Origin of the sequence: Cypionkella sp. (assembly GCF_036782355.1) — a bacterium.
Lineage (GTDB): Bacteria > Pseudomonadota > Alphaproteobacteria > Rhodobacterales > Rhodobacteraceae > Cypionkella.
This window is the reverse complement of the sequence record NZ_DAIPZF010000052.1, coordinates 1-16,330: the sequence shown is the minus strand read 5'-3', so window position 1 is coordinate 16,330 and position 16,330 is coordinate 1. Positions and strand designations below refer to the sequence as shown.

At 59.4% G+C, this 16,330-nt stretch carries 16 protein-coding genes; 6 read left to right on the top strand and 10 right to left on the bottom strand.

Going from position 1 to position 16,330, the window contains the following annotated elements:
• Positions 1-214: 214 nt before the first annotated feature.
• The 3 genes from rbsK to V7Q10_RS14690 are packed head-to-tail and all read right to left on the bottom strand — an operon-like array spanning position 215 to position 2,662.
• Complete coding sequence (gene rbsK, locus V7Q10_RS14700) at positions 215-1,144, bottom strand: ribokinase (protein WP_333869890.1); 930 nt, start codon at positions 1,142-1,144, stop codon at positions 215-217.
• Between the two features lie 3 nt (positions 1,145-1,147).
• On the bottom strand, positions 1,148-1,600 hold the full coding sequence (locus V7Q10_RS14695) for an RbsD/FucU family protein (protein WP_333869889.1): 453 nt from the start codon (positions 1,598-1,600) through the stop codon (positions 1,148-1,150).
• A 12-nt stretch (positions 1,601-1,612) separates the two neighbouring features.
• Positions 1,613-2,662, bottom strand: coding sequence for an ABC transporter ATP-binding protein (locus tag V7Q10_RS14690; RefSeq protein WP_333869891.1), 1,050 nt, complete (start codon positions 2,660-2,662; stop codon positions 1,613-1,615).
• A 286-nt stretch (positions 2,663-2,948) separates the two neighbouring features.
• Between V7Q10_RS14690 and V7Q10_RS14685 the strand changes: the two genes are divergently transcribed.
• The 4 genes from V7Q10_RS14685 (at position 2,949) to V7Q10_RS14670 (ending at position 7,197) form a co-directional block, all read left to right on the top strand.
• Positions 2,949-4,583, top strand: coding sequence for an extracellular solute-binding protein (locus V7Q10_RS14685; RefSeq protein ID WP_333869888.1), 1,635 nt, complete (start codon positions 2,949-2,951; stop codon positions 4,581-4,583).
• 135 nt (positions 4,584-4,718) lie between these two features.
• The gene (locus V7Q10_RS14680; protein ID WP_333869887.1) at positions 4,719-5,825 is read left to right on the top strand and encodes a carbohydrate ABC transporter permease; all 1,107 of its coding nucleotides are present in this window, start codon (positions 4,719-4,721) and stop codon (positions 5,823-5,825) included.
• Complete coding sequence (locus V7Q10_RS14675; RefSeq protein ID WP_333869886.1) at positions 5,822-6,742, top strand: carbohydrate ABC transporter permease; 921 nt, start codon at positions 5,822-5,824, stop codon at positions 6,740-6,742. Before V7Q10_RS14680 ends, V7Q10_RS14675 begins: the two co-directional genes overlap by 4 nt.
• Complete coding sequence (locus tag V7Q10_RS14670; protein ID WP_333869885.1) at positions 6,742-7,197, top strand: RbsD/FucU family protein; 456 nt, start codon at positions 6,742-6,744, stop codon at positions 7,195-7,197. Before V7Q10_RS14675 ends, V7Q10_RS14670 begins: the two co-directional genes overlap by 1 nt.
• Positions 7,198-7,204: 7 nt before the next feature.
• Here V7Q10_RS14670 and V7Q10_RS14665 read toward each other — a convergent pair whose 3' ends face one another.
• Genes V7Q10_RS14665 through V7Q10_RS14655 form a run of 3 tightly spaced genes read right to left on the bottom strand, consistent with a single transcriptional unit; the run spans position 7,205 to position 10,581 of the window.
• Entirely contained in the window at positions 7,205-8,680 is a 1,476-nt protein-coding gene (locus tag V7Q10_RS14665) for an FGGY-family carbohydrate kinase (protein ID WP_333869884.1), read from the bottom strand.
• Between the two features lie 3 nt (positions 8,681-8,683).
• Entirely contained in the window at positions 8,684-9,772 is a 1,089-nt protein-coding gene (locus V7Q10_RS14660) for a M42 family metallopeptidase (RefSeq protein WP_333869883.1), read from the bottom strand.
• Positions 9,769-10,581: a BtpA/SgcQ family protein gene (locus tag V7Q10_RS14655; protein ID WP_333869882.1), complete on the bottom strand. Its 813-nt coding sequence runs from the start codon at positions 10,579-10,581 to the stop codon at positions 9,769-9,771. Before V7Q10_RS14655 ends, V7Q10_RS14660 begins: the two co-directional genes overlap by 4 nt.
• A 93-nt stretch (positions 10,582-10,674) precedes the next feature.
• On the opposite strand from V7Q10_RS14655, the gene V7Q10_RS14650 reads away from it, so the two are divergent.
• A complete protein-coding gene (locus V7Q10_RS14650; RefSeq protein ID WP_333869881.1) occupies positions 10,675-11,697 on the top strand; it encodes an aldo/keto reductase in 1,023 nt (340 codons plus the stop codon).
• Here V7Q10_RS14650 and V7Q10_RS14645 read toward each other — a convergent pair whose 3' ends face one another.
• The 3 genes from V7Q10_RS14645 to V7Q10_RS14635 form a co-directional block, all read right to left on the bottom strand.
• Positions 11,698-12,663 (bottom strand): sugar phosphate isomerase/epimerase family protein, encoded by a 966-nt coding sequence (locus tag V7Q10_RS14645; protein WP_333869880.1) that lies wholly within the window; start codon positions 12,661-12,663, stop codon positions 11,698-11,700.
• Complete coding sequence (locus V7Q10_RS14640) at positions 12,660-13,346, bottom strand: GntR family transcriptional regulator (RefSeq protein ID WP_333869879.1); 687 nt, start codon at positions 13,344-13,346, stop codon at positions 12,660-12,662. The genes V7Q10_RS14645 and V7Q10_RS14640 overlap by 4 nt, the downstream gene beginning before the upstream one ends.
• A gap of 210 nt (positions 13,347-13,556) precedes the next feature.
• On the bottom strand, positions 13,557-14,402 hold the full coding sequence (locus tag V7Q10_RS14635) for an amidohydrolase family protein (protein ID WP_333869878.1): 846 nt from the start codon (positions 14,400-14,402) through the stop codon (positions 13,557-13,559).
• Positions 14,403-14,619: 217 nt separating this feature from the next.
• Here V7Q10_RS14635 and V7Q10_RS14630 point away from each other — a divergent pair, with 217 nt between their 5' ends.
• Entirely contained in the window at positions 14,620-15,486 is an 867-nt protein-coding gene (locus V7Q10_RS14630; protein ID WP_333869877.1) for a ribokinase, read from the top strand.
• A gap of 26 nt (positions 15,487-15,512) precedes the next feature.
• Here V7Q10_RS14630 and V7Q10_RS14625 read toward each other — a convergent pair.
• The coding region (locus V7Q10_RS14625) for an FAD-binding domain-containing protein (RefSeq protein ID WP_333869876.1) at positions 15,513-16,330 on the bottom strand (818 nt) is incomplete at its 5' end.

Genomic DNA, 16,330 nt, shown 5'->3' with positions numbered 1-16,330 from the left:
GTGGTAGGCCGCAGCTACCATTGCGGGGATCGAGGCCCCCCAGCTGATCCGCAAGTATCCATTCGACGCTTCAAGTATGAACGCCTGTCAGCAGTTTTCGGCGCAAGCAACATAGTCATGTCCAAAGACAGGGCCTTTGCGACCTTCCCAGCACTTTGCAACAGACCCTTTCGCTTTGGGGCAAGGGTCGGTCTGGGTGGTTGCAGCGCGCAGCTTACTTGGCCAAAAGGGCGTCGATCTCGGGGCGGCTGGGCATTGCGGGGGCAGTCCCGGGGCGGGTGACCGAGATGCCGGCTGTCGCACAGCCAAAGCGCACGGCGTCGATGACATCATGGCCTTCTGACAGGGCAACGGCAAAGCCTCCGTTGAAAGCATCGCCTGCCCCTGTCGTTTCGACCACGGGTCCGGCTGAGATCACCGGCACATGCACGGATTGGAGGGCGTCGTGATAGAGCGCGCCATTTTCGCCCAAAGTGATGATCACGGCACCAACGCCTTTGGCCAGCAAAGCCGCTGCGGCGATCCGCGCCTCATCGACCGTGGTCACCGGCAGGCCGGTCAGGGCCTCGGCCTCGGTCTCGTTGGGGGTTAGAAAGTCGCAAAGTGCAAGCAGTGAGTTGGGCAGGCTGGCGGCTGGGGCAGGGTTCAGGATGGTGGTGACACCTGCGGCCCGCGCAATCTGCAAGCCGCGCAGCGTTGCGGGAATGGGCTGCTCGAGCTGGGTGACAAAAATCGACGCCGATGCGATGAGATCGGCCTGCGCCTCGACATCTTCGGGCGACAAGCGGCCGGCGGCACCGGCCGCGACGATGATGGCGTTGTTGCCGCTGGCCTGTTCGATAAAGATATAGGCGGCACCCGTGTAGCTTTCTGCGTCAACCTTGACCTCGGCGGTCACGCCGGCTTTGGCCCAGATCGCGCGGGCGATTTCGGCAAAAGCGTCGTCGCCCAAACGGGTGATGATATGCACCCGACCACCCGCCATCGCGGCAGCGACTGATTGGTTCGAGCCTTTCCCCCCCGGCCCCAGCACAAAGGAATGGCCCAGAATGGTTTCGCCCATCTTGGGTTGCCGATCTGCCCGAAAGGCGGTGTCTGCGACAAAGATGCCAAGGATAACAATGGGTTTTTGGCTTGTCTGCATTGCTTAGGCCTCTGGCCCAATCACGCCCTTGCGCAGCATGAAGCAGCCATAAAAGCGCCGCTCGCCGGTTTGGATCACTGCATAGGCCTTGCGCGCCACATCGTAAAAAGCAAAGCGCTCGATGGAAATCATCGGTCGTGCGCGGCCCTCGGCGGCGTCAATTTCGGCCTGAACCTCGGCCTGAACTGCCGGAATAGCCGCTGCATCGCCGACGATTTCCATACGGCCTGCAAAGTCATCGACAAATGTGTCAAGCGGCAGCACAGACAGGACGGCTTGCACCGCCTGCGCCGCCGACAGGTTCTCCATCCGCAGCAGCTTGCCAGTGACCGTTGCCCGCGCCACCTGATCAGAGGGGAAGTTGGTGTCCGCGATGATCAGCACATCGCCATGCCCCATCGCGCGCAAGCAGCCCAAGACCTCGGCATTTAGCCGATTGTCTATCCCTTTTAACATGGTCGTTCCCCCCTAGATGCGTTGACCTGTAGCCTTGTCGAAAAGGTGCGACGCCGCAGCCTCTGGCGCAAGGGTGATCGTATCGCCGGGCACAAAAGTCACACGATTTCGGAACACCGCCGTCATTTCCCGCCCCGCAAGGCGCAGCACCACATGGGTTTCAGAGCCGGTGGGTTCAATCACCGAAACCACCCCCGCCAGTCCCTGATCGGATTGGTGCAGATGTTCGGGACGGATGCCATAGATCACCTCGCGCCCCTCTTCGGCGTGCAGGCCCTGTGGCAGCGGCAGGCGCGCACCCAAGACCTCGACCATGCCTCCTGTAATCCGCCCTTCCAGCAGGTTCATCGACGGGCTGCCGATAAAGGCCGCAACAAAGGCATTGGCGGGGTGGTCATAAAGCTCTAGCGGCGCGCCGACCTGTTCAATGCGCCCGCCCTGCATCACCACGATCTTGTCGGCCATGGTCATGGCTTCGATCTGATCATGGGTGACATAGACGGTGGTGGTCTTTAGCCGCTGGTGCAATTCCTTGATTTCGGTGCGCATTTGCACGCGCAGCTTTGCGTCAAGGTTAGAGAGCGGCTCGTCGAACAAAAATACCTGCGGGTCGCGCACGATGGCACGCCCCATAGCCACCCGCTGCCTTTGCCCGCCTGACAGCGCGCGCGGAAAGCGGTCAAGATAGGGCGTCAGCCCCAAAATTCCGGCGGCGTGTTCCACCTTAGCGCGGATGGCCCCTTTATCCATGCCGCGCATTTTGAGAGCAAAGCCCATATTGGCCGCGACGGTTTTATGTGGGTAAAGCGCATAGTTTTGAAACACCATGGCGATGTCGCGCTCGGAGGGCGGCAGGTTGTTCACCCGTTTGTCGCCAATCATCACATCGCCGCCCGTCACATCCTCTAGCCCCGCGATCATGCGCAGCAAGGTCGATTTTCCACAGCCCGATGGGCCGACCAGCACGACAAAGGCGCCGTCCGGAATATCGAGGTCAAGCCCATGAATGACCTGCAAACCCCCATAGCTTTTGCGCAATGCGCGGATCGTCACTTCGGCCAAACCCTTGCCCCCCTTGCAGCCCTTAAAGTTTTCTAACCTGCCAAGACTGCCTCTGTCCATCCGCTGACCATACTAACATGTTAAAATCTTGACAGAGCAGTTTTGCCTTGCGAAGCTAATCGAAGGGAAAGTTGCGACGCTGGGGGGAGGAGACCTCTGAAGATTTGTTCGGCCGAAGGTGGCGTAAGCTGCGTATGGCAGACTGGAATCGCAAAAATCGCCCAAACAGAAACCAGACCCGCGGCGGAAAATCCGATCCGGGCATGTTCGAAAGGGAGGAGCTATCTTGAAGGTTGATCTATACGAGGCCATGTCACGCGCGAAACTCAGCCGTCGCCGCATGCTACAGGGGTCGGCAGCTTTGGGCGTCATGGCAGCTATGCCCAAGGCGATGGGCCTTGGCCCTGCACTGGCGCAAGATTCGGTGCGCGCGCAGATTTTGGCGATTCCGGGCGTGGGCAATGGCAGCCCAAGCGATGCCGATTGGCAAAAGGTGGGCGAGCTGTGCCTTGGCGCAACCAAAGCCAATGTGGCCGAGGGCGAATTCGCCGGTGTCGAGCTGACCTTCCTTGGTCTGAACAATCAAAACCTGCACAACCTGCTGTTCCGTGGCTTTTTGAAGTCTTGGGAAGCCTATACGGGGGCCAAGATCAACTGGATTGACTTGGCACAGGCCGATTATAACCCGCGCTTGCAGCAAGCGATTGCTACCGGCACGATCGATTTCGACATCATTGAAATGGGCGCGCCTTTTGAGGGTGATACCGCAGGGCGCGGTTTGTTGGACGAGATGCCCGACTGGGTCAAGGCCCAGATCGACATGGATGACTATGTGAATTACCTTAAGGCCCCTGTAGGCACTTGGAACGGCAAGACCTACCGTGTGACCATCGACGGCGACTGTCATACCTACGCCTATCGCAAGGATTATTTCGGCGAGGGTGCAATTGGTGGCGCCGAGGTGCCGGCGACTTGGCAGGCGGTCAATGCCGCCTCTAAGGCGTTGGTGGGCAAGACCGATCCGCTGACCGGCCTGCCAGCCTTTGGCTATCTTGATCCGCTGAAGGGGTGGGGCGGTTTTGGCTTTTATTTCCTTGAAAACCGCGCCACGCCTTACGTCAAGCATCCCTCCGATCCAGCATGGCTGTTTGACCCCGACACCATGAAGCCGCGGGTGAATAACCCCGGTTGGGTGCAGGCGATTCAGGATGTGATGGACCTGATCGCGACCCCCGGTGCCTATCCGGCAGACCAGATCAACGCCGATCCGGGCACCACGGCCTTTAGTCAGTTCCTTGCTGGAACGGGTTCGATGCTGACTTGGTGGGGCGATGTCGGCTCTTCGGCGCGCACCTCTGACAGCTCGGTTGTGGGCGATGTTGTGGGCTTTGGCATCAACCCCGGGTCGGACCGTGTATACAACGCGGCAACCGGCGCTTGGGAAGAGACCTATAATGAATCGCCTAACATGGCCTACCTCGGCTGGGGTATCTATGTGACCAACCGCGTGTCTGGCGACGAGAAAAAGCGCAAGGCTGCCTGGTCGGCTGCGGCGCATCTGGGCGGCAAGGATCTGTCGCTGTGGACGGCGGCCTATCCTTCGGGCTTCCAGCCCTATCGCAACAGCCACTTCCAATATGACGAATGGGCGGCTGCGGGCTATGATAAGGACTTCGTGGCCGATTACCTTGGCTCGAATGCGGACAGCTACAATCACCCCAACGCCGCCATCGAGCCGCGTATTCCGGGCATCTTCCAGTATTACTCGGTTGCCGAGGATGAACTGGCCAAGGGCTACGCTGGCCAATACGCCTCGGCACAAGAAACTGCCGATGCCATTGCTGCGGCATGGGAGAAGATCACCGATCAGATCGGCCGCGAGAGCCAGATTGCGCTGTATAAGGCAAGCTTGGGGATGTGATCCCTGCACAAGGGTGGCGGGGCAACCCGCCACCTGACATGCGATCTGTGCAGAGGCATTTTCCCGCCGAAGCACCAAAAAATCAAAAGCTGCGCAGGGTTTTGCGCAGCTTTTCTTCCCAAGCGAGGCAGTTTTGTGAGCAGTTCAGGCGATCTTTTGCACGTTGTCACCAATGACAGCATTTCGGCGGGTCGCAAGGCGTTCGGCCGCGCGCTGATTTGGGGGTCAGGGGCGCTGTTGCTGGCGGTGGCCGCTGCGCAAGCGCTTCAGGTTTTTGGCTCGGCAGCTTTTGGCTTTGAAAACTGGCGGCCGACGCTTTACGCCTATGTCGCTTGGGCGATCTGCCTGTGTTGGGGGCAGGTCTTGCAGCACGGCGAACATGGCAAGCGCACCTTGTTTGTGCTTCCTGCGGCACTTTTTGTGATTTCCTTGACGGTGTTTCCGCTGCTGTTTGGCCTGATCATCGCGTTTTCCGATTGGAATCTGTCGAGCCCAACAGGCCGTCAGTTCAACGGTTGGGATAATGTGCGGCAGATGTGGGCGGATCCGTTCTATTGGAATGCCATGTCGAATATGGTCTGGTATGTGCTTGCGATCCTTGTGGAATATGCCATCGCCTTTGCGCTGGCGCTGGCGCTGAATTCCGAGATCAGGGCGCGTAAGTTCTTTCGCGTGGCCTTCTTGTTGCCGCTGATGCTCTCGCCTGTGGCGGTCAGTTGGATGATTGGCAAATCCATGCTTGAGCCGCGCTTTGGCCCGATTGCGCGGCTGGGCCGTGCCTTGGGCTGGGACGATCCCTCGTTCTTTGGCAGCCCCATGATTGCCAAGGCAACGATCATGGTGATGGACGCCTGGACCTTTATTCCTTTTATGATGATCATGATCTTGGCAGGTTTGCAGGCAATTCCCAAAGAGCTGCATGAGGCCGCCAAGGTAGACGGCGCCAATGGCTGGCGCGCCTTTTGGGAGGTGACTTTCCCGATGATGCTGCCGGTGTCGATCACCGCGATCCTGATCCGCATTATCTTTAAGCTGAAGCTGGCAGACATTGTCATTGCCGTCACCTCGGGAGGGCCGGGCGGGGCGACTGATACCGTCACCAGCTTTATCTTCCGCGAATATAGGGACCGCTCGAACGTCGGCTATGGCACGCTTTTGGCCATGGTTTATCTGGTGGTCATCGTCATCGCGATGACTGTGCTGATGAAGCTGGCAGACCGCATTTCAAGGCCAAGAACATGACAGAGACCCAGATTTTTCACGACAGCCCCACAGACATTGCCCATAAACACAAGTGGTTTTCGGGGCGGCTTGCGGTCTATGCCATCTTGATCCTTTGGGCGCTGATCTGTCTGTTTCCGATCTATTGGACGCTGACCACCAGCTTTAAGATGGCGCCGGATGTGATGAAGGGCAATATGGTGCCTTGGGTCGATTTCACCCCAAAATGGTTGGGCTGGAAGTCTCTGGGCTTGTCGCCTGACACGCTGGGCGATGACAGCACCGTGCGGGCCGAGTTTCTGAAACGCTTTGCCAATTCGGCGATTGTCTCGGTGACGTCATCGGTGCTGGCGGTTGGTTTGGGATCTTTGGCCGCCTATGGTCTAAGCCGCTTTAGCTATAAGTTTTCATGGATGCGAAACAGTGATATCTCATTCTTTTTCCTGTCGCAGCTGATCTTGCCGCCGGTGGTCTTGGCGCTGCCGATGTTGGTTTTGTATAAAGAGCTGGCTCTGTTGGACACGCGGATTGGCTTGATTTTGCTGTATACGCTGTCGGTATTACCCATTGTGATTTGGATCATGCGCGATCAGTTTTCTTCGATCCCGACCGAGTTGGAAGAGGCGGCGCTGGTGGACGGGCTGTCGATCTGGGGCGCTTTTGTGACCATTATTCTGCCGATTGCTTTGCCGGGGATGGTGGCGGCCTTCATCTTGTCTTTGGTGCTGACCTGGAATGAGTATTTCTTTGCCGCGTTGCTGACCTCGACCCATGCCAATACCTTGCCGGTGATGGTGGCCAGCCAGACTGGCAGTCAGGGCATTTCCTGGTGGTCGATGGCGGCTTTGGCTTGGGCTGCGATCTTGCCTTTGATCGTGATCGGCGTGGTTCTAGAGCGCTATATCATCAAGGGCATGGCGGCGGGGGCGATCAAGTAATGCTGAAAGGAATTGATCAACGCCTAAGCGCCGAGATTGTGCATGTGCTGATGCTGATGGGGCATGGCGACGATCTGGTGATCTGTGATGTGAACCATCCGGCGGCGACGATTGCCGCCCAGACAAGCTATGGCAAGCTGATTGATATGGCGGGCTGCGATCTGCCCACGGCGGCGGCTGCGATCTTGTCGCTGATGCCACTTGATAGTTTTGTGCCCGCTCCGGTGGCGCGGATGCAGGTGGTGGGGAATCCAGCCGGCGTGGTGCCGATTTTTGCCCGCATGCAGGCTGTGCTAGACCGTGCCGAAGGCCGCGCCGTGACGATGCAAACCCTAGAGCGGTTTGCATTTTATGACGCCGCCAAAGCCGCCTTTGCCATCATCCGCACCGCAGATTCAGGGCCTTATGGCTGCTTTATCCTGAAAAAGGGCGTGGTAGATTTGCCCGAGCTGTAAGCGCCGCTTAGGCCAAAGCCTGCATGATATCGCGGGTTTGGCGATAAAGCTGCTTCCAAAGCGGATAGTGCAGGGCATAGGCCGGCACCGCTTCGGGCAAAACCTCGCGCTCTTTGGGATTCCAAAGCGCGATGTCGGCCGGATCGGCCGCGCCGATGGCTACGGCCGCCAAAAACGCATTGCCATAGCTTGCCCCCACCGTCTTGGTGCAGACCTGTTGCGCCACGCCGCCAAAATCAGAGGTCGCCTGAAGCCAAAGCGCGTTTTTGGTGCCACCGCCGACCGCCATCACCTGCGCTGGGCTGGCGCCAGCCTCGGCAAAGGTTTCCAAAACATGGGCGGTGCCCGCGGCAATGCCTTCAACCACGGCGCGGAACATATCGCCGCGGCTATGGGTCAGGTTCAGCCCAAAAAACGCGCCGCGCGCATGCGGATCATGGATCGGGGTCCGCTCGCCCGAGAAATAGGGCAGACACAGCAAGCCCTTGGCGCCTTTTGGGCTGGCCTGCGCTTCGGCCACCAAAGTGGGGAAATCGGTGTCACCCGCCAATGTGTCGCGAAACCAATGGGTCAGTGTGCCCGAGGTGGCAAGCCCGGCCATCGCGGCATGGGTGCCAGGAAACAACCAAGGCGCATACCACAGGCGCGCGTCCTTCACGGCTTGGGCCGTGACCTGAATGATGAAGATGGTCGAGCCATACATCATCATCATTTGGCCGGGGTGCTGCACGCCGACCGAGACCGCCTCGGCAGCCGCATCAATGGTGCCGCAGGTGACGGGGGTGCCGATGGCAAGGCCGGTTTCGGCGGCAGCCTCTGGCGTGACATGGCCTGCGATCTCGGTAGACCACATCAGCCGTGGCAGTTTTTCCAGCGGCAGAATGTCGGGCGCAAGATCGGCGGTCCAGTCCTGCCGCTCGATATCATAAAGCGGCGAGAAATTAGCCGCCGTATAGTGGTCAATTACATAATGGCCGGTCAGCTTCCAGGTGAGATAGCTGGTCGAGGTCAGCACCATCGCGGTCTGGGCGTAAAGCTCGGGGTGGGTTTGCTTCAGCCACAGGATCTTTGGCCCAACCTGCTGCGAGGTAAGCGCATTGCCGCAGCGGCGGTGGATGGTCTCGGCCCCGATCTGGGTGTTCAGCGCGGTGATCTGGTCTGTCGCACGGGTGTCAACACCGTAAAGAACGCCGTTCATCAAGGGCGCGCCTGCGGCATCGACGGGCAGCATGCAAGGGCCAATCGCCGAGGTGGCAATCGCCTTGATCCGAGCAGGGTCCAGCCCCGATTGCGCCAGCAACGCGCGGCACAGAAACACGAAATCGCCCCACCAATCTTCATCCGCGCGGTGTTCGGCCCAGCCTGCGCGCGGCACGATCATCTTATGTGGACGGCTGGCGCTGGCAATGATCTGGCCTTGGGCGTCAACAAGCACGCCTTTGGATTCAAACGTTCCGATGTCAATTCCAAGGGTATGGGGCATGGCTTAACGTGTCAGGTTCAGGGTGGGGGTGATGGCGCAAAGCGCGGTGTCCAGCAGGCGCACCAGCGCTTCCAGATCGGCAGGGTCAACCACCTCGAGCGCGGAATGCGAATAGCGCATCGGAAAGCCCAGATCCAGACAGGCGACGCCTTCAGTGCCCATGAACTGAATATAGCTCAGATCGGTCAAAGCGCCGGTATGGGCCGAGCGTTGCAAGGGCAGTGCGGCCGCCTCTGCCGCCGCTTCCATCAGGCTGACAAGGGCGGGGTGGGGGATCACTCCGTTCAGCGTGCCGCGGCCATGAAAGGAATACAGCGACATCGCCGGCCCGCCGCCCAAGGCAACCTCGCCGCGCGCGGTCATATCGGGGGTGTCGCAGGCCAGCAAAAGGTCAATCTGCAAGGCAATCGCAGGGTTAAGCACTGTCGCGGCAGGCAGCACGCCGCGCAGGTTGTACTCTTCTTGCACCGACCAGACCAAATGCACCGTCGGGCCGGATTTGCCCTGACGCGCCTCGGCCAGCTTTAACAGTGCCGCACAGCCAGCGCGATCATCCACCGAAGTGCCGGCAATACGGCCATTCGCCAGCCTGAGCGCGCGCGGCAGATAGGTAACGGGTGTGCCGATGCGCACCCCTGCGGCTTCGGCCTCGGCTTTGGTGGCAAAGCCCGCGTCCACATAAAGCTCGGCATAGGGCAGAACCTTGTATTTTTCATCCGGTCCGGTGGCATGGTGGCTTTTGTTGGCGATCAGGCCCGGCAGGTCGCCCTTTTCGGTGCAAAGCAGCACGGCCTGAGCGGGCAGGGCGCGTTCAGGCACGCCGCCCAGCCGTTCAAGCCGGATCAAGCCGCTCGGCTCGATCTTGCGCACGATAAAGCCCAATTGGTCCATATGCGTAAAGATCATCACCGCAGGCAGCGCAGGGTCGCCGGGCAGGGTGCAAGACAGGTTGCCCAAACGATCCGAGCGATGGGTCAGACCAAGCGCCTGAAGATGGGTCTTGATCGCCGTGGCCACGCGGGTTTCATATCCCGCCAGCCCAGGGATTAGCATCAATTCAACCGTCAGATCGGCAACTGAAGGCAGGCTCATTGCCCGCCCCGCGCCGCGCGCACACGCGCCATGAAATCCGCCGCGCGGTCAGGATCAACCGCCGCCCAGGTGTCGCCGCCCCGTTTGAGGGCAGAGCCTACGATGCAGCCATCGGCCACCGCCAGCACATCGGCGACGGTGTCATGTTTCACGCCGGTATTTGCCAGCACAGGCGTGTGCGGCAGCACCCGCTTGACTGCCTCCAGATCGACCATGGCCGCAGCCTCTCCGGTAATGACGCCTGAGACCAGCACAGCATCCGGGATCGACGAGAACACCGCCGAGCGTGCCCGATCGGGTAGTGAGCGGCGGTCAAGGCTGTCGGCAAATTCCGCAGAAATATTGTAAAGCCGTGCGACACCACCCGCGCCAAGCCGATTGGCATAGCGCAGGGCCGCACCCGCGTCCGGCGCCCAGATCCCCATATCCGAAGCATAGGTGCCGGTGAAAATTTCGCGCACAAACCGCGCTCCGGTGGCCGCGGCGACTGCAAAGCAGGCCTGTGGATCCCACAGCACATTGACCCCAAAAGGCACAGTAATCTCATCACGCAGCCGGCCAATCACATAGGCCATGGTGGTCGAGGTTGCGGGGTCGACCTTTAGCTCATAGGGCCGATCGTTTTCGTTACCAAACATCACCGCATCAAAACCAGCGGCTTGCAGCGCATGCAGATCAGCGCGGGCTGCGGCCAGAATGCCGTCGATCCCCCGTTCGGCATCATAAAGCGGCGTGCCGGGGGACGCGCCAAGATGCACCATGGCTATGACCGGCTTTTTCGCGCCGAAAACGTCTTGAAACTGCGACATCTGTTCCTCCCTTATCGTGGGTAGGCTAGCGCGAAAAGCATTGGACGGAAAGCCGGATTATACTAGCATGTCAGTAGAATTGGGAGAATGCAAATGCTGGCAACACGACACTGGGACCGACTGGGCAATGGTGGATTAAGCTTTACAGAATTGGGCTGTGGCACCGCACCGCTGGCAAATCTCTATCGCGCGATTTCCGAGGATGATGCGCAGGCGGTGTTGAGTGCGGCTTGGGCGGCAGGGCTGCGCTATTACGACACGGCGCCGCTTTATGGTTACGGGCTGTCAGAAACCCGACTGAACCGCTTTTTACGCGACAAGCCGCGTGAGGATTATGTTTTGTCCAGCAAGATCGGCCGCCTGTTGCGGGTGTCAGACCCTGCAACGCGTGATGGTATCGGCAAGTGGTTCAATGTGCCCTCGCGGGTTGGGGTTTATGACTATGGCTATGATGCCACCCTGCGCAGTCTTGAGGCCTCGTTAGAGCGGCTGGGTGTGGACCGGATCGACATTCTTTATGCGCATGATCTGGATGTGTTCAACCACGGCTCGCAAGCCGCCCTGCAAGATCGTCTGGATGAGTTCATGGCCGGAGGCTATCGCGCGCTGCGAGAGTTGCGCGATCAAGGCGTTATCCGCGCCTTTGGGGCGGGGGTGAATGAATGGGAACCCTGCGCTTGGATGCTAGAGCGCGGGGATTTTGACATTTTCCTGCTGGCTGGGCGCTATACTTTGCTGGAGCAAGAGGCGCTGCAAAGCTTTTTGCCGGTGGCGCAGGCGCGCGGAGTCGGGGTCGTGGTGGGTGGGCCTTATAACTCGGGGATTTTGGCCAGCGGGCCAAAGCCTGGGGCGTTTTACAACTATGATCCGGCCCCCGAATGGGTTCTGAAACGCGCGGGTCAGTTGCAGGCGATCTGTGCGGCGCATGGGGTGCGGCTTGTGGATGCCGCCTTTCAATTCCCGCTGCGCCATCCGGCGGTGGTCTCGGTGATCCCGGGCGGGCAGGGCGTGGCCGAAATGGCGGCCAATGTGGCGGCATCGCAGGCTGTGATCCCCGATGCGCTGTGGCAAAGCTTAAAGTCCGAAGGCCTGCTGCGCGCCGATGCGCCGGTTTAGTCAGCTGCCATAAAGCGCTGCTGTCACGATACGCGTGGCGGCGGCGGCGTCTTGACTGGCTTGCGCGCGCGCCAAGTCTGCATTGCCCGCAAGGCTGGTGGCAAGGGCGCGCAGCCGGTCGGTCACGGCGATATTGGCGCGCGCTTCGCCCACAGGGTCGGTGCCGCCATGATCGGGGAAGGTGTCAAAATAGATCACCCCGTCATAGCCTGCCTGATCAAGCGCCACGAACAGCTCGACCGTTTGCACCGGATGCACAGACCCTGCGATCAGCCCGTCATCGCGCTTGCCGTAGCCATCGTTCAAATGCACCCCCAAGATCCGGCTGTGGCGCGCGGCCAACATCGCGGCACGGGCGGGCATTTCGCCGGCAAAAAGCATGTGGCAGAAATCAAGCGTCACGCCGGTATTGGGGCGGCCCACTTCGGACAGGGCCAAAAGTGTGCTGGTCATGTCGGGCATCACCACATGGGCGCGCGGCTCGTTGGGTTTGTATTCGATGGCGATGTCTATGGAGGGGTTATGGTCTGCCACCTCGGCAATTGCGGCGATGCTGTCCTGCCAGAGACGGGCGTAATCGGCTTGAAAGCTGTAATCAAAGCCGTCTTGACCCAGCCAGAGCGTCATCAGCTGCCCGCCCATTTCAGCCAGAGCATCAAGGCCCCGCTTGGTCATATCAATCGCGGCGCGGCGCAGCGCGGGGTCGGGGTGGGTGAAAGCCCCCAGCCGAAAGCCGGGCTCGGTGTAATAGCGCATGGCAAGCCCGTTTAGCGCCATGCCATGATCTGCCAGCAGGCGTGACAGCTCTGCTGGGGAATGATGGTCGAAATGATCTGGAAAGTTCAGATCCGCTGCATCCAACCCGCCGACGCGGCCTGCGGCCGCAATCATCTGGGCCACAGTATCGCCCTTTTGCTTGAAGGCATTCAGCCGAGTGGCATAGCGCGGGCGATTGGGCAGGGTCATGGCTGTCCTTGAACTAAGAAAAGGTCGGGCCGCTCACGTTCCAGCGGCTGAAGGTGCGTGAGCAACTGGCGCAGATGCTGCTGCACCGCATGGCGCGCGGCCTGCTGGTCGCGGGCCTCGAAGGCGGCAAGGATCATGCGATGCTCGTCAAGCGTGGTTTGCAACCGGCCTTGAACCGGCAAAAGCAACTGGCGTGCGCGATGCACATTCAACCAGGCAGTCTGCGACACATGCGGCAGGCGCGGAAATCCGGTGAAGGACAAGATCATCTCATGCATCTGTCCATCCAGCTGAATAAAGCCCTGCTGATCGGTGTCAGACGCCAGCGCCTCTTGCATCAAAAGGTTGCGGCGCAGCTCGCGCAATTGGCCATCGGTGATCTTTGGGGCCACCAATTCCGCCGCGGCGACTTCGATGGCTTCGCGGATGAAACAGCCTTCGCGAATGTCTGTCATCGACAATCTGGTGACAAAGGTGCCCGCCTGCGGCACCACATCGACCAACCCATCGCTGACAAGCCGTGCGACCGCATCGGCAAGCGGGCTGCGCGAGACACCCAGATGATCGCAGATCTCGGGTTTGCGGATCATCTCGCCGGGCCGATAGGCAAGGGTCAGGATGGCATGTTGCAGGCTTTGATAGACGCGATGCCCCAATGCCCCCTTGAAGCGGTCAAGGGGCACCAGCCGCGACGCTCCATTCAAGGTTTGTGATCCAGATGTATCTGTTTTTAGCATGCTAACATTTTAGTCGCCCGGCTGGGGCTGTCAAGCCAACATTCAGCTGGCTGTTTCAGGTCTGGGCAAGGAATATGGCTTTTTCGTCAAAGCCCTAGGCTGGTTTCTGGAGCAGTTCTGCGCGGCTTGCAAGGGCATCTTTGTGCGGGAGTTTCTTTAGCCCAGCCTGTAGAACTGATGCGCGGTGTTGCGGTAAATCTGACGCTGTTCGTCTTGGCTTAGGTCCGAAAGCAGCTGGTCGAGGATCTGTACCCAAGTGGGATAGCTGATCGCAAGCGTCGATACCGGCCAATCGCCACCAAACATCAGCCGTTTTGGGCCAAAAGCCTGCAAGGCAACCTCGAGATAGGGCCGCAGAGTGTCAGCAGTCCAATTGGCGCCAGCCTCGGTTGCGACGCCAGACAGCTTGCACAGCACATTTTCGCGCTTTGCCAATTGCAAGATCTGATCAGCCCAGGGCTGCATCAAGCCTGCCGCAATGTTGGGCTTGGCGATATGGTCAAGAACGATCATGGTGTTTGGGCAAGCGTCGGCCAAAGCGATCGAGGCCTGTAACTGCTTGTGGCGAATGCACATATCAAAGGACAGGCCATAGTCGGGCAGGGCCTGCACGCCTGCGATAAAATCGGGCTGTAGACAAAATCCAGCCTCAGCTTCGTCTTGATAGATCCGCCGCGCGCCTCGGGCCTTTTTCATCGCGGCCAATTGCTCTAGATGCGCACGCACCCGATCGCCCTGTTCCAGCGGCGCATGGCAGACCATCGCGGCAATCCGCGGCTCGGCCTTGGCCTGTTCTTGCACCCAGCGCGCCTCTTTAAGTGCCTGATCGGGGGCTGCACCACATTCCACAAACACCATCGCTTCGACCTGTACCGGCGCTGTCGCTGCTTGAAAGTCGCGGGGAAGCAAGGCTTGATCCAACGGTGGCGTCAGCCAAGGGTAGGTCAGCTGGCGGGGATCCCACAGATGCAGATGGCTGTCGATGATGGGAAAATTTGGCATGCGCTCTCCCTTGGTCTGCCTGGCTGTGCCCAAGGCTACACGTTTGGTGCAAAAACGCGAGAGCGGCGTGAAGGTTTTGCCGCGGGCTTGCCTTCGGCGCAGATGATCTTGATGATGCAAGCCAGTTAGGCCTAAGCTTGGACATACAGTTGCAAGTCTTTCCCTAACCTCCCGCGCGCAGCTGCTGCGCTGGGCAACCCCTAAGCCGAGGCACGATATGCCCCAAACCACCGTTCTCACCGTTGGCAGCCTGCATTATGATATCATGGTTAGGGCTGACCATCTGCCGCGCAAAGACGAGACCGCTGTCGGATCGCGTTGGTATCCAAAATTTGGCGGTAAAGGCGGTAATCAGGCGGTTGCGGTGGCGCGTGCGGGGGCGCCAAGTCGTATGTTTGGGGCCGTGGGGGCCGATGATTTTGGCCGTTTTCTACGGCAGGCCTTGCGGGGTGCGGCGGTCGAGGACGGCTTTGTCAGCACGCTCTCGGGCGTCGGCTCGGGGATGAGCGTCGCGATCATGGATGCGCAGGGCGATTATGCCGCGACCATCGTCTCTGGCGCGAATGTGCTGTCGGACCCAGCTGCCTTGGCCGATCCGGCACTTTGGTCCGAGGTTGGACTGCTGATCTTGCAAAATGAAGTGACTGAAGCGCTGAACATCGCTGCCGCCCGTCACGCCAAGGCGCGCGGCATCCGCGTTGTTCTGAACGCAGCGCCTGCGCGCGATTTATCCCAAGATTTCAAAAGCTTGATCGATATTTTGGTTGTAAACGCGATCGAGGCCGAGATGATGGGCACTGCACCTGTCGAGGGGCTGAGCAGTGCCACCGACGCCGCCAAACAGCTGGCGCTACGCTTCCCTGCGGTGATCGTGACAGCGGGCAGTAAAGGGCTGGCGGCAGTTGACGCCGATGGTCAAAGCTTTGCGCTGCCCGCCGAGAGGGTCACGCTTGTCTCTAGCCATGGCGCGGGCGACGCCTTTATTGGCGCGCTTTGTGCAGCCTTGGTGAGGTCAAAATCTTTGCAACAGGCCGCAATCGCCGCCTCACAGGCCGCGGCCTTGCATGTCAGCGCGCCGGAATAGGCCCGCGCACCGCCGATTGCATTGCCCTAAAACAAGGACAATTGCCTTTCTTGATCTTCGGCGATCGCTTTTTTGCGCCTGAGAGCAGATTTTCGGCTGCCCAATTTTAGGAAAACAGCCTTGGCCACGACATCAAAGCTCTGATCCTGCCGTATCTCAAAGATTTTTTGTTTTGCGATTTTTGCACAGACGGCCTGATCGACAATTGGCGCGGGATAGGCCTGTTCAAAGCCAACGTCCCGCGCATCGATCAGGGTCTTTTTCCATTTCCACGGCTCATGAATGAATTCATTTGGCACCTGCCTGAGTTCAGGCACCCATTTCCGAATAAAACTGCCAGTTGGATCATGCTCGATTGATTGTTTGACAGGATTATAAACCCTCAGGGTGTTCATGCCGGTCACCCCTGATTGCATTTGCAGCTGACTGTAATGAATGCCGGGTTCGTAATCTGTGAACAATTGCGCCAGATGCGCGCCGGTCACACGCCAATCAAGCCACAATTGATAGCTGGCAAAACTGACCAACATTGCCCGCATCCGAAAAGTGATCCATCCCTCCGCTGTCAAATTGCGCATGCAGGCATCCACAAAGGGATAGCCGGTTTGGCCGCGTGCCCATGCCTGAAAATATTGTGCGTTGTGGTCGTGCTTGCGCAGGCTCTCAAAAGCAGGGTGCATGCAGTGGGTCTCGATTTCCGGCTGGTCTTCGATTTTTTGCATAAAATGACAGCGCCACGCCAAACGCGAAGCAAAGGCAGTCAAATTGCGTCCAAAGCTTTTATCGTCATCGCTGGCTAATTGGGACCGGCGTTTTGCGACAGATTGCACAACCTCACGAACAG

Coding starts and splice junctions, on each gene's coding strand:
- rbsK (WP_333869890.1), bottom strand. CDS start 1,144: ATGCAGACAAGCCAAAAACCCATTGTTATCCTTGGCATCTTTGTCGCA.
- V7Q10_RS14695 (WP_333869889.1), bottom strand. CDS start 1,600: ATGTTAAAAGGGATAGACAATCGGCTAAATGCCGAGGTCTTGGGCTGC.
- V7Q10_RS14675 (WP_333869886.1), top strand. CDS start 5,822: ATGACAGAGACCCAGATTTTTCACGACAGCCCCACAGACATTGCCCAT.
- V7Q10_RS14670 (WP_333869885.1), top strand. CDS start 6,742: ATGCTGAAAGGAATTGATCAACGCCTAAGCGCCGAGATTGTGCATGTG.
- V7Q10_RS14665 (WP_333869884.1), bottom strand. CDS start 8,680: ATGCCCCATACCCTTGGAATTGACATCGGAACGTTTGAATCCAAAGGC.
- V7Q10_RS14660 (WP_333869883.1), bottom strand. CDS start 9,772: ATGAGCCTGCCTTCAGTTGCCGATCTGACGGTTGAATTGATGCTAATC.
- V7Q10_RS14655 (WP_333869882.1), bottom strand. CDS start 10,581: ATGTCGCAGTTTCAAGACGTTTTCGGCGCGAAAAAGCCGGTCATAGCC.
- V7Q10_RS14650 (WP_333869881.1), top strand. CDS start 10,675: ATGCTGGCAACACGACACTGGGACCGACTGGGCAATGGTGGATTAAGC.
- V7Q10_RS14645 (WP_333869880.1), bottom strand. CDS start 12,663: ATGACCCTGCCCAATCGCCCGCGCTATGCCACTCGGCTGAATGCCTTC.
- V7Q10_RS14635 (WP_333869878.1), bottom strand. CDS start 14,402: ATGCCAAATTTTCCCATCATCGACAGCCATCTGCATCTGTGGGATCCC.
- V7Q10_RS14630 (WP_333869877.1), top strand. CDS start 14,620: ATGCCCCAAACCACCGTTCTCACCGTTGGCAGCCTGCATTATGATATC.